This is a genomic window from Bradyrhizobium sp. LTSP849, from assembly GCF_000938255.1.
In the GTDB taxonomy this organism is placed as follows: Bacteria; Pseudomonadota; Alphaproteobacteria; order Rhizobiales; family Xanthobacteraceae; genus Bradyrhizobium.
Map to the genome: position 1 here is coordinate 28456 of NZ_JYMR01000053.1, position 21135 is coordinate 49590.

General features: G+C 64.3%; 23 protein-coding genes. 16 read left to right on the forward strand and 7 right to left on the reverse strand.

Annotation, left to right across the window (positions count from 1 at the left end; all coding sequences use genetic code 11):
• Positions 1 to 54: 54 nt before the first annotated feature.
• Positions 55 to 978 carry a LysR family transcriptional regulator gene (locus UB31_RS33740; RefSeq protein WP_045013964.1) on the reverse strand — a complete coding sequence of 308 codons (924 nt, stop codon included), beginning with the start codon at positions 976 to 978 and terminating at the stop codon, positions 55 to 57.
• 106 nt (positions 979 to 1084) lie between these two features.
• Here UB31_RS33740 and UB31_RS33745 point away from each other — a divergent pair, with 106 nt between their 5' ends.
• The 11 genes from UB31_RS33745 (at position 1085) to UB31_RS33795 (ending at position 11956) form a co-directional block, all read left to right on the forward strand.
• Entirely contained in the window at positions 1085 to 1408 is a 324-nt protein-coding gene (locus tag UB31_RS33745) for a Dabb family protein (protein WP_045007450.1), read from the forward strand.
• Positions 1405 to 2484, forward strand: coding sequence for a maleylacetate reductase (locus UB31_RS33750; RefSeq protein ID WP_045013965.1), 1080 nt, complete (start codon positions 1405 to 1407; stop codon positions 2482 to 2484). The genes UB31_RS33745 and UB31_RS33750 overlap by 4 nt, the downstream gene beginning before the upstream one ends.
• 5 nt (positions 2485 to 2489) lie before the next feature.
• Entirely contained in the window at positions 2490 to 3854 is a 1365-nt protein-coding gene (locus tag UB31_RS33755) for an amidohydrolase family protein (RefSeq protein WP_045013966.1), read from the forward strand.
• 19 nt (positions 3855 to 3873) lie between these two features.
• Positions 3874 to 4776: an NAD(P)-dependent oxidoreductase gene (locus UB31_RS33760; RefSeq protein WP_045013967.1), complete on the forward strand. Its 903-nt coding sequence runs from the start codon at positions 3874 to 3876 to the stop codon at positions 4774 to 4776.
• 15 nt (positions 4777 to 4791) lie between these two features.
• Positions 4792 to 5676, forward strand: coding sequence for an intradiol ring-cleavage dioxygenase (locus UB31_RS33765; protein WP_045013968.1), 885 nt, complete (start codon positions 4792 to 4794; stop codon positions 5674 to 5676).
• A gap of 62 nt (positions 5677 to 5738) precedes the next feature.
• Positions 5739 to 7130, forward strand: coding sequence for an FAD-linked oxidase C-terminal domain-containing protein (locus tag UB31_RS33770; RefSeq protein ID WP_045013969.1), 1392 nt, complete (start codon positions 5739 to 5741; stop codon positions 7128 to 7130).
• Positions 7127 to 8662: a sugar ABC transporter ATP-binding protein gene (locus UB31_RS33775; protein ID WP_045013970.1), complete on the forward strand. Its 1536-nt coding sequence runs from the start codon at positions 7127 to 7129 to the stop codon at positions 8660 to 8662. Before UB31_RS33770 ends, UB31_RS33775 begins: the two co-directional genes overlap by 4 nt.
• Entirely contained in the window at positions 8655 to 9605 is a 951-nt protein-coding gene (locus UB31_RS33780) for an ABC transporter permease (protein WP_045013971.1), read from the forward strand. Before UB31_RS33775 ends, UB31_RS33780 begins: the two co-directional genes overlap by 8 nt.
• On the forward strand, positions 9602 to 10576 hold the full coding sequence (locus UB31_RS33785) for an ABC transporter permease (protein WP_045013972.1): 975 nt from the start codon (positions 9602 to 9604) through the stop codon (positions 10574 to 10576). The genes UB31_RS33780 and UB31_RS33785 overlap by 4 nt, the downstream gene beginning before the upstream one ends.
• Before the next feature lie 47 nt (positions 10577 to 10623).
• Positions 10624 to 11598, forward strand: a complete 975-nt coding sequence (locus tag UB31_RS33790; protein ID WP_045013973.1) for a sugar ABC transporter substrate-binding protein — start codon at positions 10624 to 10626, stop codon at positions 11596 to 11598.
• A 70-nt stretch (positions 11599 to 11668) separates the two neighbouring features.
• Positions 11669 to 11956 carry a YciI family protein gene (locus UB31_RS33795; protein ID WP_045013974.1) on the forward strand — a complete coding sequence of 96 codons (288 nt, stop codon included), beginning with the start codon at positions 11669 to 11671 and terminating at the stop codon, positions 11954 to 11956.
• Between the two features lie 178 nt (positions 11957 to 12134).
• Here UB31_RS33795 and UB31_RS33800 read toward each other — a convergent pair whose 3' ends face one another.
• From UB31_RS33800 to UB31_RS33810, 3 genes are all read right to left on the reverse strand, one after another.
• On the reverse strand, positions 12135 to 12530 hold the full coding sequence (locus UB31_RS33800) for an NUDIX hydrolase (protein WP_045007461.1): 396 nt from the start codon (positions 12528 to 12530) through the stop codon (positions 12135 to 12137).
• A gap of 153 nt (positions 12531 to 12683) precedes the next feature.
• Positions 12684 to 13799 (reverse strand): AI-2E family transporter, encoded by a 1116-nt coding sequence (locus tag UB31_RS33805; RefSeq protein WP_045013975.1) that lies wholly within the window; start codon positions 13797 to 13799, stop codon positions 12684 to 12686.
• A gap of 159 nt (positions 13800 to 13958) precedes the next feature.
• Complete coding sequence (locus UB31_RS33810; RefSeq protein WP_045013976.1) at positions 13959 to 14684, reverse strand: outer membrane protein; 726 nt, start codon at positions 14682 to 14684, stop codon at positions 13959 to 13961.
• Between the two features lie 260 nt (positions 14685 to 14944).
• Here UB31_RS33810 and UB31_RS33815 point away from each other — a divergent pair, with 260 nt between their 5' ends.
• The 3 genes from UB31_RS33815 (at position 14945) to UB31_RS33825 (ending at position 18589) form a co-directional block, all read left to right on the forward strand.
• Positions 14945 to 15172, forward strand: a complete 228-nt coding sequence (locus UB31_RS33815; RefSeq protein WP_045013977.1) for a hypothetical protein — start codon at positions 14945 to 14947, stop codon at positions 15170 to 15172.
• A 15-nt stretch (positions 15173 to 15187) separates the two neighbouring features.
• On the forward strand, positions 15188 to 15514 hold the full coding sequence (locus tag UB31_RS33820) for a hypothetical protein (protein ID WP_156175670.1): 327 nt from the start codon (positions 15188 to 15190) through the stop codon (positions 15512 to 15514).
• Positions 15515 to 16540: 1026 nt separating this feature from the next.
• Positions 16541 to 18589 (forward strand): acetoacetate--CoA ligase, encoded by a 2049-nt coding sequence (locus UB31_RS33825; protein WP_045014175.1) that lies wholly within the window; start codon positions 16541 to 16543, stop codon positions 18587 to 18589.
• 16 nt (positions 18590 to 18605) lie between these two features.
• Here UB31_RS33825 and UB31_RS33830 read toward each other — a convergent pair whose 3' ends face one another.
• Positions 18606 to 18818, reverse strand: coding sequence for a hypothetical protein (locus UB31_RS33830; RefSeq protein WP_045007464.1), 213 nt, complete (start codon positions 18816 to 18818; stop codon positions 18606 to 18608).
• Between the two features lie 208 nt (positions 18819 to 19026).
• Here UB31_RS33830 and UB31_RS33835 point away from each other — a divergent pair, with 208 nt between their 5' ends.
• Positions 19027 to 19329 (forward strand): hypothetical protein, encoded by a 303-nt coding sequence (locus UB31_RS33835; RefSeq protein ID WP_045007465.1) that lies wholly within the window; start codon positions 19027 to 19029, stop codon positions 19327 to 19329.
• 5 nt (positions 19330 to 19334) lie between these two features.
• On the opposite strand, the gene UB31_RS33840 is transcribed toward UB31_RS33835, so the two are convergent.
• Both UB31_RS33840 and UB31_RS33845 read right to left on the reverse strand, forming a co-directional pair.
• Positions 19335 to 19568 (reverse strand): hypothetical protein, encoded by a 234-nt coding sequence (locus UB31_RS33840; RefSeq protein ID WP_045013979.1) that lies wholly within the window; start codon positions 19566 to 19568, stop codon positions 19335 to 19337.
• A gap of 335 nt (positions 19569 to 19903) precedes the next feature.
• The gene (locus UB31_RS33845; protein WP_045013980.1) at positions 19904 to 20191 is read right to left on the reverse strand and encodes a hypothetical protein; all 288 of its coding nucleotides are present in this window, start codon (positions 20189 to 20191) and stop codon (positions 19904 to 19906) included.
• 188 nt (positions 20192 to 20379) lie between these two features.
• Here UB31_RS33845 and UB31_RS33850 point away from each other — a divergent pair, with 188 nt between their 5' ends.
• Positions 20380 to 20967: a formyltransferase family protein gene (locus tag UB31_RS33850; protein ID WP_045013981.1), complete on the forward strand. Its 588-nt coding sequence runs from the start codon at positions 20380 to 20382 to the stop codon at positions 20965 to 20967.
• Positions 20968 to 21135 lie beyond the last annotated feature (168 nt).

Below are 21135 nucleotides of genomic sequence, written 5' to 3' on the forward strand. Positions count from 1 at the left end.
CGGTCGCGGTCGTCCAGCGCACGGGCACGGGTGCAGGAGCGATCGGAGTAGCGCTTAGGACGTCGCCTCTATCCAGATCCCGGCATCGGAATGCGTGCGGATGTGGCCGACCAGGAAATCCGAGAACACCCTGATCTTGGCCGGCAGCCGGACGCGGTTCTGATAGGCCACGTTCATCGTGAGCAGCGGCAGCTCCCAATCCATCAGCACCGGCACGAGCTTCCCGGCCGCGATGTCGCCTTGCACGATGTAAAGCGGCTGGATCAGGATGCCGAGGCCCGCAAGCGCCGCGCCGCGGATGACCTGGCCGTCATTGCTGTCCAGCGTCGGCGCGATGCGCACGGTCTGCGCAATATTGCCTTGCTGAAGCCGCAGCGAATAAGGGTCGTTGGCAAGGTTGTAGATCAGCATGTCATGACGCGCGAGATCGGCGGGATGCTCGGGCTGGCCGTGTGTGGCGATATAGGAAGGTGCTGCCGCCAGCACCCGGCGCATCTGTCCGATGCGACGGATGATGATGTTGGAATCCGGCTCCTGCTCCCTGGTGCGGATCGCGACGTCGATGCCGGCTTCGATAAAGTCCAGATAGCGGTTGGCAGCGATGATCTGAACGTCGAGCTTAGGGTAGAGCTTGCGAAACGCCGGCAGCATCGGCGCCATGTAGATCATCGCAAAGGACAGCGAGCTCGTGACGCGCAGCATGCCCTTGGGCGACAGCGCTCGGTCGCTGACCGCATCTTCGGCTTCGGCGAGCTCGTTCAGGAGCGTGCTGCATCGCTGCAACAACTCCTGCCCTGCCTCGGTCAGCCATTGCCGGCGTGTGTTGCGCTCGATCAGCCGGACCGCGAGCCGCTCCTCCAGCGCACTCAGGTGCCGGCTCGCCGCCGCGTTCGACATCCGCAGGATGTCGGCAGCCTTGGAGAGGCTGCCGAGTTCGGCCGTCCTGGCGAAAACCTCGAGCTGGAGAAGCCGGTCCATTCTTCCTCATACTGGAAAAGAGACTTACGAAATTTGACCTTTATTTCCGATTTCTGCAATGCAAAATGGGCCCAACAAGCAAGATGCAGGCGAGGAAATCTGGGAAATGTCGGGCCCGATCAAGCACATCGTGATGTGGCGGCTGCGCGGGGAGACATCCGCGGAGCGCTCCGCGGCCCGCACCAAGGTCAAAACCCTGTTTGAGGGCCTCAAAGGCCGGATCGACGGCCTTACCCATATCGAGGTCGGCGTCGATGTCAGCGATGTCGATTATGCCTGCGACGTTGTGCTGGTCTCCGAGTTTACCGACAGTGCGGCCCTGAAGGCCTACGCCACCCATCCGGAACACCTGCGGGTGCGGGAAGAGCTCGGCGACTTGCGGATCGGTCGGTTCCAGGTCGATTATCCCATGAAAGAGACCGGCGCATGATCGGTTCGTTCACCTTTGAAAATCTGCCCTGCCGCGTCGTGTTCGGCAGCGGAACGCTTGCCTCGGCCAAGGCCGAGATCGAGCGCCTCGGCGGCAAGCGCGCACTGGTGCTGACCACGCCGCAGCAGGAGGCGCAGGGCACCAAGCTTGGCTCCGCGCTCGGCCCGCTTTATGCCGGCATCTTTGCAGGCGCCACGATGCACACGCCCGTCGAGGTGACCGAGCGGGCGCTTGCAGCGATGAAAGCCTGCGATGCCGATTGCGTGGTGGCGCTCGGCGGCGGGTCGACCACCGGCTTGGGCAAGGCACTCGCCCTGCGCACCGGAATCAACCAGCTCTGTATTCCTACCACCTATGCCGGCTCGGAGATGACCCCGATCCTCGGTCAGACCGAAAACGGCCTGAAGACCACGGTGCGCGACACAGCCGTTCTGCCGGAGACCGTAATCTACGACGTCGATCTGACCCTGACGCTACCGGTGGGGCTTGCCGCCACCTCCGGCATCAACGCCATCGCACATGCGGTGGAAGCGCTCTACGCGCGCGACACCAATCCCGTCACCTCCCTGATGGCCGAGGAAGGCATCCGCGCGCTGGCGCATGCCCTGCCCGCCATTGCGGCCAAACCCGACGATCGCGCCGCCCGCAGCGATGCGCTCTATGGGGCCTGGCTGTGCGGCGTATGCCTCGGCACCGTCGGCATGGCGCTGCATCACAAGCTCTGCCACACCCTCGGCGGCACCTTCGACCTGCCGCATGCCGAGACCCACACCATCGTCCTGCCGCATGCACTGGCCTACAATGCGCCCGCGGTGCCCGAGGCGATGGCGCGGATCTCGCGCGCGATCGGAGAGGCCGATGCGGCGCAAGGTCTCTACGATCTCGCCAGGCGGCTCAACGCAAAGCTGGCGCTCCGCGACATCGGCATGCCCGAGAGCGGCATCGACAAGGCGGCCGACCTCGCAGTCACCAACGCCTACTGGAATCCGCGCCCGCTCGAGCGTAGCGCCATCCGGGACCTGATCGCGCGCGCCTGGGCCGGCGAGCCGCCGGTCGCAACCAAAGCTGTGGCCTGATTGAGATGCAGCGCACCCTGATCAGATCCGCAACAATCATCAGCATGGACGCTTCGATCGGCGATCTCCGTGCCGGTGACGTGCTGGTCGAGAATGGACGGATCGCCGACGTCCGCCCCGGCATCGACGCCTCTGATGCCGAGATCGTCGACGGCCGGGGGCGCATCGTCATCCCCGGGCTCATCAACGCGCACATGCACACCTGGCAAACGGCGTTGCGCGGCTATGCTGCGAACTGGACGCTGCTCGAATATTTCCGCCGCATGCACGCGGGGCTCGCGACACTGTTCGGGCCCGACGACATCTACATCGCCACGCTCGCCGGCGCGCTGAACCAGATCAATTGCGGCGCAACCACGCTGGTCGACTGGTGCCACAACAACCCGACACCGGCGCATACCGACGCGGCCGTGCGCGGCCTGATCGAGAGCGGCATCCGCGCCGCCTTCTTCCACGGCTCGCCCAAGCCCGAGCCGAAGCCGGGCGAGCCGCACTTCTCGGAGGTGCCCCACCCGCGCCGCGAGGTCGAACGCCTGCTGGCGGGTCCCCTGGCGGACCGCAATGGCCTCGTCACGCTTGGGCTCGCGATCCTTGGTCCGCACTATTCGACACTTGAGGTGTCGATGCATGATTTCCGACTGGCGCGGGAGCTTGGCCTGATCGCCTCGATGCATCAAGGCGGCGGTCCGGCGAAGACTCCCGGCGGCTGGGAAAAGCTGATCGAAGCGGGCTTGGTCGGCCCCCACGTCAACATCGTCCACGGCAACGACCTGCCTGACGAACTCCTGCAACGGCTGATCGATCTCGGCGCATCGTTTTCGGTGACGCCGGAGAACGAGATGATCCAGGGTCACGGCTTTCCGATCACCGGTCGGCTACTGAAACGCGGCGTCCGGCCCACCATCGGCATCGATCTGGAATCCGTGCTGGCCGGCGATCTCTTCTCCGCCGCGCGCGTCGCTTTGTCGATGCAGCGCGCGCTCGACAACGCCGAGTCACGCAAGAGCCAGGGCACCATTCCGGCGACGACAACGATCCCGGCACGCGAGGCCCTGCGCTGGATCACCACCGAAGGCGCGCGCATGCTCGGCCGCGAGAGCCAGATCGGCTCACTGACGCCGGGGAAGCTTGCCGATCTCGTGGTCATCAACGCCGACGATCTCAACCTCTTTCCGGTCCACGATCCCGTCGCCACCGTGGTGATGCAGACGAGCCTCGCCAATATCGAGTCGGTGATGATCGGAGGCTGCTGGAAGAAGCGGAACGGAAAACTACTGGTCGACGGGCTGGCGCAGAAAAAAGAGCTGCTCGCCCGATCCGGCCAGCGGCTGGTGCAGGACATCGAACGACAAGGCCACGCCGCCAGATAGCGGCCAACGGACAACAAAAATGACTGACACAACCAAACACATCGCCTTCATCGGTATCGGCAAGATGGGCCTGCCGATGTCGCAGCTCGTCGCCAAGGCCGGCTACAGCGTCACCGCTTTCGATCAGAGCGCAGCGCGTCTCAACGAGGCCCGCGAACACGGGATTGCGGTTGCGAGCTCGCCGGCCGACGCAGTCAATGGCCGCCCGGTGGTCATCACATCGCTCCCCGACGATGCAGCGTTGCGCGCCGTGATGCTCGGACCGACTGGCCTCGTCAGTGCGATGGCGCCAAAATCGGTCCTGATCGAGACCAGCACGGTCAGCGCCGAGGCCTCGGCCGAAGTCGACGCCGCCGCGCAGGCCCGCGGGATCGCCTATCTGCGGGCGCCGGTCTCCGGCAACGCCAGCATCGTCCATACGGGCGCACTGAGCTGCTTCGTTTCCGGGCCCAAGGACGCCTTTGAAAACGCCAAGCCGCTGTTCGCGAGTTTTACCCGCGCGCAGACTTATCTCGGCCCCAGCGAGGAGGCGCGCTACGCAAAGCTCGCGGTCAATCTCATGATCGCTGTCTCGGCCGCGATGATGGCCGAAAGCCTGGCGCTGGCGCGCAAGGGCGGCATCGGCTGGCAGGATATCTTGAAGGTACTGGACGAGAGCGCGGTCGCCTCCCCCATGGTGAAGTACAAGACCGCGCCGCTGCGCACCCGCGACTTCGTCTCGTCCTTCTCCTGCAAGCAGATGGCCAAGGACCTCGATCTCATCCTCGGCGCCGGCCACGCCGTCGGCGTGCCGTTGCAGCTCGCAGCCCAGGTACGCGAGACCTATGGCGCGCTGGTCGCGCAAGGCGACGGTGAGACCGACTTCATCGCGACCGTCAAGCATCTCGAACGGTTGTCCGGCCTTGGCGAGCCCAAACTCTGATCGACGGAGGCACACTTGCGTAACTTCAACGAAAACACGATCACCGACGCAGTGCTTGAGCGCATCACTGGGGCGACCGATCCGCGTATCAAGCAAGTCAGCGAGGCGCTGGTGCGTCACCTCCACGCCTTCGTGCGCGAGGTTCGTCCGACCCAGAAGGAATGGGAGTTAGGCATCGACTTCCTGACCCGGACCGGCCACATGTGCGACGACAAGCGTCAGGAATTCATCCTGTTGTCGGATACGCTCGGCGTCTCCATGCTGGTCGATGCGATCAATCATCCGGTGCCGGAAGGCGCCACTGAGACGACGGTGCTCGGCCCGTTCTTCGTCCAGGCCGCGCCCGAGAAGCAGAACGGCGACGATATCTCCGGCGCCATGGAAGGCGATCCCATGATCGTCACGGGCTCGGTCTCGACCGTCGATGGCCGGCCGCTCGCAGGCGCCGTGGTCGACGTCTGGCATTCCGACAATGACGGCTATTACGACGTGCAGCAGCTCGACGAGATCGGCGATCTCGCGATGCGCGCGCGCTTCCATACCGACGCCAACGGCCGCTTCCATTTCTGGTCGATCAAGCCTGCCGCCTATCCGATCCCGCATGACGGCCCGGTCGGCGACATGCTGGAAGCACAGGGGCGTCATCCCTGGCGCCCCGCTCATGTGCACTTCATGATCTCGGCGCCGGGCTTCGAGCAGCTGGTGACGCATGTGTTTGTGGCCGGCGACAAATATCTCGACTCCGACGTGGTGTTCGGCGTCAAGGACAGCCTGATCCATGATTTCGAGCGCTGCCCGGCCGGCCGTGCGCCGGATGGTCGCATGGTGGATAGCGCCTACTTCCATCTCAACTATGATTTCGGCCTGAAGCAGGTCGCAAGCAACGCAAAAGCGGCGTAAGCCGGAGAGAGACCGAACGGACTGACAACAGTCCGCACAAGGACGGAAGACGGGGAGAGACGATGGGACCGCGGGTCAGCATAGCCGCATTGGCTGAACGCCTCACAGGCGTGATCGGTCCGCGCACGAGCGTCGCACGCGGCGTGCTCGATCAGCATGGCCAGAGCGAGTCCTACTATCGCGCCCTGCCCCCGGACATCGTCGTGTATCCCGAGTCGACACAAGAGGTCGCTGAGATCGTCAAGCTCTGCGTCGGCGCGGCCATGCCGATCGTGCCGTTTGGCGCCGGCACCTCGCTCGAGGGCAACGCATCCTCGGTCGAAGGCGGCGTCTGCATCGACTTCGCGCGCATGAACAAGGTGCTGACGGTTTACGACAGCGACATGAACGTCGTGGTTCAGCCCGGCATCACCCGCAAGCAGCTCAATGCCGAGCTGCGCGGCACCGGACTTTTCTTCCCGATCGATCCCGGCGCCGACGCCTCGATCGGCGGCATGACGTCCACGCGCGCGTCCGGCACCATGGCGGTGCGCTATGGCACCATGAAGGACAACGTCACGACGCTCGAAGTGGTGCTGGCGGACGGTCGGGTGATCCGCACCGCCAGGCGCGCCCGCAAATCGGCCGCGGGCTACGATTTGACGCGGCTGTTTGTCGGCGCGGAAGGCACGCTCGGGATCATCACCGAGGTCACGCTGAAACTGCATCCGCTGCCCCAGGCGATCTCGGCGGCGGTGTGCAGCTTCGACACTCTGCACCACGCCGTGGATACCGCGATCGAAATCATCCAGGCCGCCATTCCGGTGGCGCGCGTGGAGCTCCTCGACGACGTCATGATGCGCGGCATCAATGCCTACGCAAAACTCGGCTATCGCGAGGCGCCGACGCTGTTCTTCGAATTCCACGGCTCGGAGAGCGCCGTCGCCGAGCAGGCTGAGCTGGCGCAGTCCATCGCGGCCGAGCATGGCGGCCGCGGCTTCAAATGGGCCAAGGCGCCGGAGGACCGCAGCCGGCTCTGGCATGCCCGCGACAACACGCTCTATGCCGGCCTCGGCCTGCGGCCCGGCGCGCGCGCCGTCATCACCGATGTCTGCGTGCCGATCTCGCGGCTGGCCGAATGCCTGACCGACACCCGCCGCGACGCCGACGAGCACGGCTTCACCGCGCCCATCGTCGGCCATGTCGGCGACGGCAATTTCCACATGCTGATCCTGGTTGATCCCGTCAAGCCTGAAGAGATTGACGGTGCCAAGGCGCTTCAGGCCCGCATGGTCGCCCGCGCCATTGCGATGGACGGCACCTGCACCGGCGAACACGGCATCGGGCTCGGCAAGATCGACTATCTCGCCGATGAGCTCGGCGAAGCCGTCGACGTCATGCGCTCGATCAAGACGGCGCTCGATCCTGACGGATTGATGAATCCCGGCAAGATCTTTGCGGGAGCGCGGCCATGAGCACAGCGTTGCAGATGGCTCCCGCGCCCAACGAGGTGACCGCGACGCCGCTACTGGAGCTGCGCGGCATCAGCAAGGAATTTCCCGGCGTCAAGGCGCTGGATGACGTCTCCTTCGCGCTCTACCCGGGCGAAGTGCACATGTTGCTCGGCGAGAACGGCGCCGGCAAATCCAGCCTGATGAAGGTCCTGTGCGGTGCCTATAAGGCCGACGCCGGCGAGTTCTTCCATAAGGGCGAGAAGGTCACGATCACGTCCACCGCGGACGCGCAGAAACTCGGCATTGCCGTGATCTTCCAGGAATTCTCGCTGGTCCCCTATCTCGACATCGCGCAGAACATCTTCCTCGGACGCGAGCCGAAGGGCCGCATCCCCGGCACCATCGACCGCCGCAAGATCCTGGCCGATGCCAAGCGCCTGCTGGACATGATCGGCTTCGACATCGATCCCTCCGTCATCGTCAACACGCTCGGCGTCGCCCAGCAGCAGATGGTGGAGATCGCCAAGGCCATCAGCCAGAACGCGCGCATCCTGGTCATGGACGAGCCGACCGCCGCGCTCTCCGACCGCGAGACCGAGCTGCTGTTCGCACTGATCGCGCGGCTGAAGGCCGACGGAGTCTCCATCGTCTATATCTCGCACCGCATGGCCGAAGTGTTTTCGCTCGGCGACCGCATCACGGTCTTGCGCGATGGCCGCCGCATCGACGGCGTTCGCCCCGCCGACGTCACGCCGGACCAGCTCGTCCGCATGATGGTCGGCCGCACCGTCGACATGACCTATCCGCGCAATTTCGCTGACAAGCCCGGCGAGCTGCTGCTCCAGGTCAAGGGCCTGACCTCGTCGAGCGGAATCTCCGATATCAACATCGAGGTGCGCCGCGGCGAGATCGTCGGCCTCTGTGGCCTGGTCGGATCCGGCCGCAGCGAAGTGGCGCGCGCCATCTTCGGCGCGGACCCTACGACCTCGGGCGAGATCATCTTCGATGGCAAGCCGATCTCGGGCGAGCCTGACGTCGCCGCCCGCCGCGGCATCGCCTTGATCCCCGAAAGCCGCAAGAGCGAGGGTCTCGCGCTGCTCCGCTCGGTCGGCGACAATCTCGTGGTGTCGGCGCTACGCAAGCTGTTTCCGAGCGGGCTGTTCGATCCGCGCAGCGGCCAGCGCACTGCCGACGGCCTGATCCGGCAGCTTCGCATCGCCACGCCAAGCGCGCGCCAGACCGTAGGGCTGTTGTCCGGCGGCAACCAGCAGAAGGTCGTGATCGGCAAATGGCTGGCTGCCGGCGCCAAGCTTTTCATCTTCGACGAGCCGACACGCGGCATCGACGTCGGCGCCAAATCGGAAATTTTTGCGTTGATCGACCGGCTGGTCGCCGAAGGCGCCGCAGCCCTGATGATCTCCTCCGAGCAGGTCGAGATCTGCCATGTCTGCGACCGCGCCTATGTGATGCGCGAGGGCCGCGTCGCCGGGCACCTGGCACGCAATGAGCTGACCGAGGAGAACATCGTGCGATTGGGGATGCATCATGCGTGAGGCCGCGGTCGTTTCACAACCCAATCCGTTCCAGCGCATTCCCGGCGTCGCCATCGTGCTGGTCGCATTGATCGTGCTGTTCGGCGCGATTGCGCCGGGCTTTCTTTCGGCGGCTAATCTTTCCAACGTGCTGGTGCAGTCGACCATCCTGACCATGCTGGCGCTGCCGATGACGCTTATCATCATGACCGAGGGGCTCGACCTCTCGATGGGCGCGGTGCTGACGCTGACCTCGCTCTGCGTCGCCATCGTCTCGCTCGCGACCCAATCGATGCTACTCGGGCTGTGCGCCGGCATCGCCGTCGGCGCCGCCTTCGGCACGATCAACGGCTGGCTGGTCGCAATTTTGGGCATACCGCCCTTCGTCGCGACGCTCGGCACCCTCGGTATGGCGCAAGGCCTGTCGCTGATCGTCTCCGATGGCCAGAGCGTAGTCGGCATTCCCCACACCGTCCGCGATATCTATTCCGCCACCCTGCTCGGCATTCCCGTGCCGATCGTGATGGCGCTCGTGACCTATGCCGCCTTTCATGGCCTGCTCTATCACACCCGCTTCGGCAGCTACGTGTTCGCGCTCGGCGGCAATCGCGAGGCACTCAGATATGCCGGCCTCTCGCCCAACCGGCTGCTGATCGCGGTCTACGCCATCGGCGGCACCATGGCGGGCATCGCCGGCCTGTTGATGACCGCCCGCATGAATTCCGGGCATCCGACCGCAGGCCTCGGGCTCGAATTCGATGCGATTGCCGCAGTCGCGGTCGGCGGCACCTCGTTCGAACGCGGCAATGGCTGGCTGCTCGGCACTTTGCTCGGCGTCATCGCCGTCGGCGTGCTGCGCAACGGGCTCAATTTGATCTCGATGCCCTCCTCGGTGCAGGTCGCAAGCGTCGGCGTCCTCGTCATCGTTGCCCTCTTCCTCGACGGCCTGCGGAGCCGGGCATGACCGACATCACCAAGGACGCCCTGTCGCCGCCGCGCTCCTTCCTGTCCCAGGACGCCATTCAGCTGTTTTACCGCCTGCTCGCCGTATTCCTGATCTGCGCCGCGCTGGCGATGCTGAACGACTCGTTCCTCAGCCTCGGCAACATCCTCAACGTGCTGCGGCAAGCGAGCCTGACCTTCTTCATCGCCTCCGGCCTGACGCTGGTGGTGCTCACCGCCGGCCTTGATCTCTCCGTCGGCGCCAATGTCGCGCTGTCGGCTTGCGTCGCCGGAACCGTGATCCACACCACCGGATCGCCAACGCTTGGGATCCTGACGGGGCTTGCCTGCGGCGGCATCGTCGGGCTGCTCAACGGCGTCATGGTGACGGCGCTGCGCATCCCCTCCTTCATCGCCACCTACGGCATGCTCTGGGTGCTGAATGGCCTGACCTATTGGTACATGGCGGGCGAAACCCTCCATGGCTTCCCGGCCGGCTTCCGCCAGATCGGCAGCGGCTATCTGTTCGGCCTGCCGATCCCGGTCTATCTGCTGCTGGTGTTCCTCGGCATTGGAACGCTGTTTGCCCAGCGCACGATCTGGGGCCAGGAGATCTATGCGATCGGCGCCAATCCGGTCGCCGCGCGCCTCTCCGGCATCCCGGTCGCGCGGCGCCTGCTGCTCGTCTACGCCGTCTCCGGCACCATGGCGGGGCTTGCCTCGATCATCTTCCTGTCGCGGCTCAATTCCGCGGAGGCCGACATCGGCGAGAGCCTGACCTTGCCGGCAATCGCGGCCGTGCTGATCGGGGGCACCTCGCTGTTCGGCGGTGTCGGCACCGTGTTCGGCACTTTCATCGGCGCACTGATCCTGACGCTGGTGCTGAATGGCATGAACCTGTTGTCGGTCAGCGCCAACTGGCAACCGCTCGTCACCGGCATCATCGTCATTCTCGCGGTCTGGCTCGACATGAAGACCCGACGCCGGACGTAAGGAATTTTCAAGCAATCCAACAAACCAAAATGAGGGATGGAGATCACATGAAACAAAAAATGGGCTATATTGCACTGCCGCTGCTGATGGCCGCCGCATTCACCACGCAAGCCCGCGCGGACGGCGAGACCATCGCCGTGTTCACGAAAAATCAGACCAACCCGTTCTTCCAGACGGTTCGGGTCGGCGCTGACAACATGGCCAAGACGCTCAACGCCAAGACGCTGCAATACATCCCAACCAAGCCCGACTCCATTCCGGAGCAGCTCAGCCAGATCGAAGACGTCGTGGTGAAGAAGCCGAGCGCGATCGTCTTCACGCCCGTCGACTACAAGGCGATGGTGCCCGGGGTCGAGAAAATCAACGACGCAAAAATCCCCGTCGTCAACATCACCGACCGCTCCGCCGGCGGCAAATTCCTCTCCTTCATCGGCGCCGACGATTACAGCCTGGGGCTCGAGACCGCGCGCTTCCTGCTCAAGACCTTGGGCGGCAAAGGCAACATCGTCATCATCGAGGGCGTCAAGGGCTCGCTCACCAATGTCGACCGTGTCCGCGGCTTCAACGACGCGCTGAAGGAGAACGCGGGCGCCAAGCTGCTGGCCTCGCAGCCAGGCAACTATCAGCGGCTCCAGGCACTTCAGGTCATGGAAAACCTGATGCAGTCGAATTCGCAGATCGACGGCGTGCTCGCCGCCAACGACGCCATGGCGGTCGGCGCGATCGAGGCGCTCGACGGCGCCAACCGGAAAGCCCAGGTGATCGGCATCAACGGCACCAAGGAAGCCATCGACGCCATCAAATCCGGCAAGCTGCTCGCGAGCGGCGACTACAACGGCTTTGCGCAAGGCTGCCTCGGCACCATGATGGCAATCCGCGCCCTGCGCGAACAGCCCGTGATCGCCGAGATCGTGCTGAAGCCGACCGTCATCACCAAAGACAATTACCAGCCCTTCGACCAGCCGCTCGAGCAGCGCACCTGCCCGACCTTCGAGGAAGCCAGCAAGCTCGGCGCGAAGTAGACGCGCCAGTCCTGATCAAGCATCGGGACGGCTGAAACGACAGCCGTCCCCAAAAAATCCCGGAGACATCATGCTGTTTGCCATCCATGCTCTCGACCGCACCGGTGCACTGCCGACGCGGCTTGCCAATTACGATGCCCACAAGGCGTTCCTCGGCGATCCCTCGCGCTTCGGCATCAAGATCGTCATGTCGGGACCGCTGGTGGCCGATGACGGCGCAACGATGATCGGCAGCCTGTTTCTGATCGAAGCGCCCGGCCGCGCCGAGGTCGAGGCCTTCAACCGCGCCGACCCCTTCGCGGCGGCCGGCATCTGGGAGATGGTCACGATCACGGGGTTCTTGCGCCGGCAGGGCTGACGCACGGGACCGACGCGAAAAACCCCAGTGCTTGGAGACACTGGGGCGTTTCAACGAAAATGAATTGGTAAGGCAATGACGCCTTCGTAGCAGCTCGCTCAGAGACAGTATGTGAACTGGTTCACATACTCGCAGTGGCAGCACAGGACTATTTGTCACACCCAGGGCGGTATTGAGCTTAGCTCCGCCGCCGCGGCTTCCTCGGAAACAGGCGATCGCGGATGTAGCGCGAGGTCGCGGTCAGGCGGATGCCGCGAGGCTTCTGCCAGGCAGCGCGGTCGATTTCCTTCTTGTCGCCGATCGCAAGCCTGCCTTTGGCGCCCTTGGCAATGAAGATGGCGTCGCTCATCTTCCGGCCGGAACGCTTGTTCCTGGCCGTCACTTCCTTCCAGAGGCTGATCCTGCCGAGCTTCAGCTTGGGCAATTCCTCCTTGATCTCGCGGCGCAGGCAGTCCTTGTCGGACTCGCGCGCGCGCTTGCGGCCGCCCGGGAACATCCACAGGCCGTCCGATCGCCGCCTGACCAACAGAACCTTGCCGCGCTTCGCGGCAACCAGCTTGGAAGACTTCGCCATTGCTGCCGTAATCGAGAACAGAATCGGGCCATGGTAACTTGTCTATTTCATTAGACAAGTTCGAGGCCGCTCCGGTTACCGTCGCTGCCCGCAATTGTCCACACGCGTGCGAGGTGCGGCAGATGTCACTCAAGCCCCTCAGGGCCTGCAGCGCTAACGAACCTCGTCGGCTGGCGGCAGTGCATTCCGCTTCACCGCCTCCGTCCGGTCCTCCGTCCGGATCCACGCCGCCGCCATCTCCCACGCCACCGACAGGATGATCGGTCCGATGAACAGGCCGACGATACCATGGGCGAGCGTGCCGCCGATCACACCGACAAAGATCACGATCGTCGGCGTGTTGAGACCGCGTCCCATCACGAGCGGCTTCAACATGGTGTCGAGGAAACCGACAACGACAAGGAACACGGTGAGCACCAGCGCCGTGGTGACGTCCTTGGCGGTCCAGATCCAGATGATCACCGGCAGCAGCACCAGGAACGCGCCGATCTGCACGATCGACAGCAACAGCACGATGAAGGCGAGCAGGCCGGCGCTCGGCACGGCCGCAAGCTTGAAGCCGATGCCGGCAAGCAGCGCCTGCACGATGGCGACGCCGATCACGCCCTGCGCCACCGCGCGGATGGTGGCGCCGCCGAGCTCGAGAAAATGCTCGCCCTGCTCGGGCACGATGCGCGTCAGGAAGGCGCGCCCGGCCGCAACCAGCCGGGGCCCGTGCGGAAACAGGAAGCCGGCGACAAACACCGAGACCAGAAACTGGAGTGTTCCGAGGCTGGCATCGCCTGCGAGCGACAACAGCGGTCCCGCCAGCGGCTGAAGATAGGGCGCGACCTCGCGCAGCACCGCGCGGATGTTGTTGTAGGCCTGATCCCACAGCTCGAACAACGTCGGACCGATCAACGGCCATGACTTGATCGCCTCCGGCGCCGCCTGAAGCGCGAGGTCACCTGTGCTCAGCTGATGGGCCAGCTCCCTGCCCCCGTCCACGGCACTCACGCCGAGCCATGTCGCCGGGCCGAGGACGATGCCGAGCGTGATCAGGGTCAGGATGGCGGCCGCGGTCTTGGGCCGGCCGCCGAGGATTTTGGCGACCCAGCTGAAAGCCGGATAGAACGCCACCGCAAGCACGGCGCTCCAGGCCAGGATCGGCACGAACGGCCGGATGATGAGGAATGTCCAGATGATCAGCAGCGCCAACAGGCCGAGCCGGATCACAAGCTGTATGACGTCCTCGCCCGTCAGGAGCTGACGCAGACTTTTCACAGGCACGGCTTTCCTTGCGGCATCGACGCGGGTTCCGGCACTTGCGCGGGGTAGCGTTATTGCCAGCAACGAGCCGGGCGTCAAGACGACCGGGACTATGGCCGGTCCCCGGGGGCCGGCCGCGTCGAGATAGAGCCGCTATGCGAAGCCGGCCCGGGCGCCGGCCTAGAAGTGATAGTTCACACCCACCGTGCCGGTCTGGATGTTCAGCTTCACATTCGCCGGCGTCGCCACCAGATTGCCTGTCGTCACCGGCAGTTCGTTGATCGCGCTGAAGCCCATATAGTTGTACTCGGCCTTCACCGACCAGTTCGGCATGAACATCCATTCGACACCGCCGCCGGCAAGCCAGCCGGTACGGTTGAACGCGCCTGCGGCGGAGCCTGCAAACGCGCCCGCAAGGCCATTATTGGCGTAGTATTTGTCGCGGGTGAAGGCCGCGCCGCCTTTGGCGTAGAGCAGCACATAGTCGAAGGCGACGCCGAAGCGGCCAGCCACCGTGGCGATGTAGTCGTTCTTCAGCGAGAAGGTGAAGCCGGCGCCGCCGCCGAACGGACTGTTGCTGTTGAGCGTGACACTGGACCAGGCGCCCGTGCCCTCAAGGCCCACCACGAAATTGCTGATCTGGTAGTTCCCGCCGATCTGGCCGCCGACCACGCCGCCGCTGGCGGTCACCGAACTCCAGCCGGCCGCCGGGTTGGTCGGGTCCATGCCGCTCCACTTGCTCCAAGCGCCGCCGCCATGGGCACCGATATAGAAGCCGGTCCAGGTGAAGATCGGCGCCGGCGCAATCGGCGCCTTCACCACCGGCGCGGGCTCAATGATGTCGGCCGCAAAGGCCGGCGTTGCCAGCGACAACAGCGCAGCCGTCAAAATCAGTTTCTTCCCCATGACACACCCCCTTTACACGCCTCCCGACCGAGGCGATGGCGATGAAATCTAGCTGTCCGATCAAGGGCGCGCTTGGACCGACCGGCGGTGTGATTTGGACTGACGGGCGCTCCGCGTGCCGGGAAAACCTTGCAAGGCCGGCGACCGGAGCCGGGGTTTGGCTAACGGCGATTAACCGGATTTCCGACGGCCGGTTTACGTCGATGCAAAGGCTCGCACCTACGCTTTGTCTCAAGGTCACAAAAAACAATTGTGGTGCAATGGCCAACAGCATCTGGACGATCGAAGAATTCACCTGCCCCGGTTGCAGCATGAACTACACCGCGACACGGGAGGAGCACGCCGAGCCGCACGCCGGCAGCTTCAAATGCAGTATCTGTAGCGGCGAGGTGCACAGCTGGTCCGGCAAGCATCATTTCTTCGGCTGGCAGGCGGTGAAGACAAAGCCGGCCGTGTTTGGACGACGCTGGGCGGGCGTGGGGTGGTAGGCTGAGGCGACCCAAGTGGCGCAAGAGGAAATTAAGATCAAGGGAGTTCTGAAACTCTTCAGTTCCCAACCAGCAACGTCTCAGCGCAATGCGCCTCCGCTGCCCCGCCAAGCCATGCGCAGTCGCGAAGAGCTCGCCCCGCTTGCAGTGCAGATCTCAGCGAATACCGATCTCATGACGAGATTTCGGAAGACGATGGGGTGCGGTGTTGATGAGCGCGCGCGAGAGATGATAGATGAAGTCAGGAGTTACGCCTGCACGATCGATCCTGAGGTGACCTGCGTCGAAGGCGCCCGGCTGGTCCTCTTGCTTATGGCTATCGTCGAGAACGATCGCACGTAGCCGCGTAGATCGTAGCCCGGGTGAGCGAAGCTATACCCTGGACAATGGTTGCTGGAAGACCCGGATGTCGCTTCGCTCATCCGGGCTACGAATTGTCTTTGACGCCGGTAGTTCGTCGGGCAAACCGCTTCGCGCAAAATTCCCACCGCGCCTGTCAATCCTCCCCTGCAAATATATTCTACTTTACCGAAATTCGGATTTATCGTACAGACAAAACACCCTGGCCCGAGACAAGGGGCGGATCGCGATCGTCACGAACCGCGGGCCGGGAGCGATGGACGCGACGGCGTCGGGCGCGAGGAGCTTTGCAGGGCGGGATTTCCCGTGAGCAATGCCCTCGCGCGGACGACACGACGCTGACAGCGTCTTCGCATGGCTTCGGGCGTGAGCACACGCCAGCTCTCGGAGTCCCAGCGAAGGCGTGCGCGGACGGCGAAGTCGTGTGGTCCTGACGCCCGGAGTCTGTGCGTCAAGTCTTGTGGTGATGTGTGGCGCCCGACCGGGCGCGCGCATCAGCCATCCGCAAGGCGACGGGGGCAATAGTGCATCGCTCCCCGGGGAGAGCGCGAAGTAAGCCGTAAACCATTGCTCAGGGAAGGCCGGGCGATTGGCTGACCTGTGGTCCAACCCGTGTGCATTTTTTCCAGCGCACGGATCTCGGGTGCCAGCCGGCGCCCGGCCTTCCCTGCGCCCTTGTTTCGATGAGGGCGATGCGAGGAAGCAAAGCTCGGGTGGACACGCCGCGAGAAGGCGTAAGTGCGTCTGCGATTTGAGAGAATGAGCGACATAGCGCCCCACACTCCGTCATTGCGAGCGGAGCGAAGCAATCCAGACTGCCGCCGCGGAGGGATTCTGGATTGCTTCGCCCCGCTCGCAATGACGAGCTCGCTGAAGCAGCGGCGCCCAACACCCTCCCGGCGCATGCAAACCCAACTCCCGATCAATGCCATCTGCGAAAACCGCGACTTCTGCTATGCCGCGACACCGGATAAACTCCCCCTCCCCGCAACTGAAGCCGACATGCCAATGACCGCTCCTTTCGTTTCCCAGATCGCCCTCTATCGCAATTGGCTCGCCGCGCATCGCGGCCTCACCTTCGCGAATTACGAGGACATGCGGCAATGGTCGGTGCGCGATCTCGACGGATTCTGGCGCAGCATCTGGGACTATTACGATCTGCAATCGCCGAGGCCGTTTGCGGCCGTCATCACCGAGCGCAAGATGCCCGGCGCGGTCTGGTTTCCCGGCGCGCAGGTCAACTACGCACGCCAAGTGTTTCGGCATGTTGAGGCGGCCGAGGCCGTGGGCCTGCCCGCGATCGTCAGCGGCGGCGAGGACGGGAAACTGACCGAGACGAGCTGGCCGGAGCTGCGGCGCAAGGCCGCCGCGCTCGCGCTGCATCTGAAGGACAAGGGCATCAAGCCCGGCGACCGCGTCGCGGCCTATCTGCCCAACATCCCCGAGACCATCATCGCATTCCTGGCGGCTGCCAGCATCGGCGCAGTCTGGAGCGTCTGCGCGCCCGACATGGCCGCGCCAGCCGTGATCGACCGTTTCAAGCAGATCGAACCAAAGGTGCTGATCGCTTGCGACGCCGTCACCTATGCCGGCCGGCAGCATGATCGGCGCGACGTTCTCAAGGAGCTCCGGCGGTCGTTGCCGACGGTCGAGCATGTCATTCTGCACAGCGACTGTGGCGCGGTCGCAGCGCCGGACGCCCTGCTCTCCGATATTGTCGCAACGACAGGTGCCGCGATCGACGCGTTCGAGCCGATCTGGCTGCCGTTCGATCATCCGCTCTGGATCGTCTATTCCAGCGGCACCACGGGCCTGCCCAAGCCGATCGTGCACGGCCATGGCGGCATCGTCATCGTCGTGCTGGCGTTGCTCGGCCTGCACAACGACCTCGGCTGCTCCTATCATCCAAACTCATTCGGCGAACGCTATCACTGGTACAGCTCGACCGGCTGGATCATGTGGAATTCGCAGGTCGGCGGCCTGCTCAGCGGCACCACCTGCTGCATCTTCGACGGCAGTCCGGGCGGTGCAAAGGACAAGCCGGACTGGACCACGTCGTGGCGCTTCGTGGCCCAATCGAAATCGACCTTCTTCGGCGCCGGCGCGGCGTTCTTCGCCAATTGCGCCAAGGCCGAAGTGGATCTCACTACCGCCGGCGATCTTGCGCAGCTGCGATGCCTCGGTTCGACCGGCTCCCCGCTCAGCGCCGACACACAGGCCTGGTTCAATGAGCGCTTCGCTGGCTTGTCGAAGACCAACGGCAGCAAGGCGCAGGCCGACATCTGGTGGGCGAACATCTCCGGCGGCACCGATTTCGCCGGCGCCTTCATCGGCGGCAACCGCGAACTCCCGCAGACGCCGGGCGCGATGCAGTGCCGGCTGCTGGGAGCCGCCGTCGAAGCCTTCAGCGAACAGGGCCGCGCTGTCATCGACGAGGTCGGCGAGCTCGTCTGCACCGAGCCGATGCCGTCGATGCCGCTCTATTTCTGGAACGACAAGGGCGAGGTGCGCTATCGCGCCAGCTATTTCGAGACCTATCCGGACAATTTCGACGGCAGCGGCCGCGGGCCGGTGTGGCGGCACGGCGACTGGCTCAAGGTCAATCCGGACGGCTCCTGCGTGATCTATGGCCGCAGCGATGCGACGATCAACCGGCACGGCCTGCGCATGGGCACGAGCGAGCTCTATTCGGCGATCGAAGCCTTGCCGGAGGTGCTCGATAGCCTCGTCGTCGACCTCGAATATCTCGGCCGCGACAGCTACATGCCGCTGTTCGTCGTGTTGCGCGATGGCGTCGCGTTCGATGGCGCGATGAAAGCGAAGATCAACAAGGCGATCGAGGCCGGTCTGTCACGCCGCTTCCTGCCGAACGAGATATTTGCCGTTGCCGAGATCCCGCGCACATTGTCCGGCAAGAAGCAGGAGCTGCCGATCAAGAAACTCCTGCTCGGCCAGCCCGTGGAGAAGGTCATCAACAAGGAGGCGATGGCCAATCCCGCCTGCCTCGACTGGTATCTCGCCTTCGCGCGCGACTATCTCGCCAGAACTGCGGCGTGAAAGACCGCGGCGTGAACTAGCCGCCGCCGAAATTGGACGGGTCGAGATTCCTGTTCTCCGACGGCGGGATCGGCGGGCGGCCGGGAAACTTGTACCAGCCGGGCGGCACGGGCGCGTCCTCGGCCGGACGGACGACGACGGGATGACGTGGGTGGGCGCGACCAGCCGGCGCGGCGGCTGCCGGCGCACACGCTGAAATCAAGAGGACCAAGACCAGAATAGACCGCATCGCAGGAGCTCCAGACGTCCACCTGCCCTCTCATATGGTTCGGGAACTGGCCTCGCCTACGCGCCTGCGGCGTCACATTCGGTCACATCAATGGCATCACGGGCGCCGCGGGGCGTCCGAGATTCAACCCAATTGCACCATCGGCATTTGCACTCCGTTCACCGATCGCCGCTAGATCGGAAAGGACCTCGATCAGCAAGTGCCAGAGATGCCCGACCTCAACGCCGTCCTCACCAGGCTGAACGACCGCCTGCTCCGCCTCGAGGGCGAGCTGTTCGTGCTGCGCTCGCTGGCGCGCGCGACACTGACGGCCGGCGACGATCACGCCACGCGGATGCGCAAGCTGGTCGAGGCTGCCAAGATCGCGCTCGAGGACGAAGCCAAGCGTCAGCTCGACAAGCCGACCCGCAAATATGTCGATGCGGCAACCGCGCTGGTGGAGGAGCTCCTGGTCGAACCAACCCCGGCGCGGCCACTGTTCACCGTCATCGACGGCGGCAAGCGCGACTGAGCCCGTCAGAGAGGTCGGGTCGCTGCGAGATCGGCCGCATCCGCCTTCAGCCGGCTCAGCCCTGCCTCGATGATCGCGATCTCCTCATCGATCTGGCCGATCGGCAGGCTGAAATCATAACCGGATTTGCTCTTCAGATCGACCGCGAGGCGCTGTCTGTGCATCATCAGCTGGTCAAGGCCACGGCGGTTCTTCAACCGCACATAGGTGTCGACGATCTGCTCAATCGCGCTCGGCATGAAATCGGTCCCGGCAAAAAGGCCCGCGCAGCGCGCCCGCGCCGGCAGGACGTTTTTGGTGTCGCGGTACGCAATACTAATCCGCGACGGATTCGTCGATACGACAGCCAGGTTGAGAACGTATTACCGTCAGATGATTTCTCGACACGCGGCACGAAAAAGCCGCTGGCGAGTAGGCCAGCGGCCAAAGCCGGGTTCGAAAACGGATGCGGAATCAAATGTCACCAGCCCCGGTAGGGCTGAATTCTAACGGCGAGGCGGATTCCGTCTGTCCAAAATGAACCACAGGAACCGGCGCCTCGACGATTTGCCGTCGGTGGTGCCCTGCGGCAACGCTAGCCCGTCACGCAAAAATACGTCCGCGGCAGCCTGCGGTAGGCGCTGTAGCGGTAATACGGCCTGTAGGCGTAGCCGCGGTAGAGCGCCGGCGGCTCCTCGCCGTAATAGGCGTCGTGATAGAAATTGGTGACGGGCCCCTGGGTGCAGCGATAATTGTCCCAGGTCGGACCGATAAAGGGCGCCACCCCGACCTCGGGCGGCACCGCCGGGTACGGCGGCCCGCCGGCATGAGCGGGCGCTGTCGCGATCAATCCGGCGAGAAGGATCAGCCACACGCTTCGCATTCGCCCGCTCCGAGCTGGTGGAATACACGCATGGAAGCACCGGAGCGGGCGGCTGCGCAACCGCGGAGTTCATTGCCCCTTGGGCCCCGCGCATTGTTGATAACCGGCGCAAACGCGCCGCGGGTGGTGACAGGGCGGCCTGACGTGTTATCGGGGAACGACGCAGTTGCGAGACGGATCAGACAGCCATGCGCATTACCCTCGTCGGCTCCCGCCATTTCGGCGTGACCACCCTGAACATGCTCCGGGAGCATGGCGTCTCGATCGTGCGGGTCGTTGTGACCGACGCCGAGGATCGCCTGGCCACGACCGCGAAGGCGGCCGGCATTGAGGTGGCGGTCCAGGCCGATCCGAAGCTGGTGGTCGCCTCCGAGATCGCCCCTGACACCGACCTGATCATCACGGCGCATAGCCACGCCCGGATCGGCAAGGACGCGCTGGCTGCCGCGAAGCTCGGCGGGATCGGCTATCACCCTTCGCTGCTGCCCCGTCACCGCGGCAAGGCCGCCGTGGAATGGACCATCAAGGAAGGCGATCCGATCGCCGGTGGCACGATCTATCATCTGGCCGACCGCATGGACGCCGGCGCCATCGCCGCGCAGGACTGGTGCTTCGTCAGGAAGGGCGAGACGGCGCGGGAATTGTGGGAGCGTGCGCTGGCTCCGCTCGGCCTCAAATTGCTGGCCGATGTGATCGATTATGCCAGGGTCCACAAGGCACTGCCGGCCAAGATCCAGGACGAGCAGTTTGCGACCTCGGCGCCGAGTCTGTCCTGAGACTTTGCCCTGAGTCGCTCCGACGTTTACCCTTAACGTGAAGCGGCATTGATTTTGCTTCGAAAATTGGACCCGGAAACACAAATAAACCATTGTTTCCACAGGAACAATTCGATTTGGCATCGCACCAAATTTCCGTCACATTTCGTCTGAATAAGGGGCATCAAT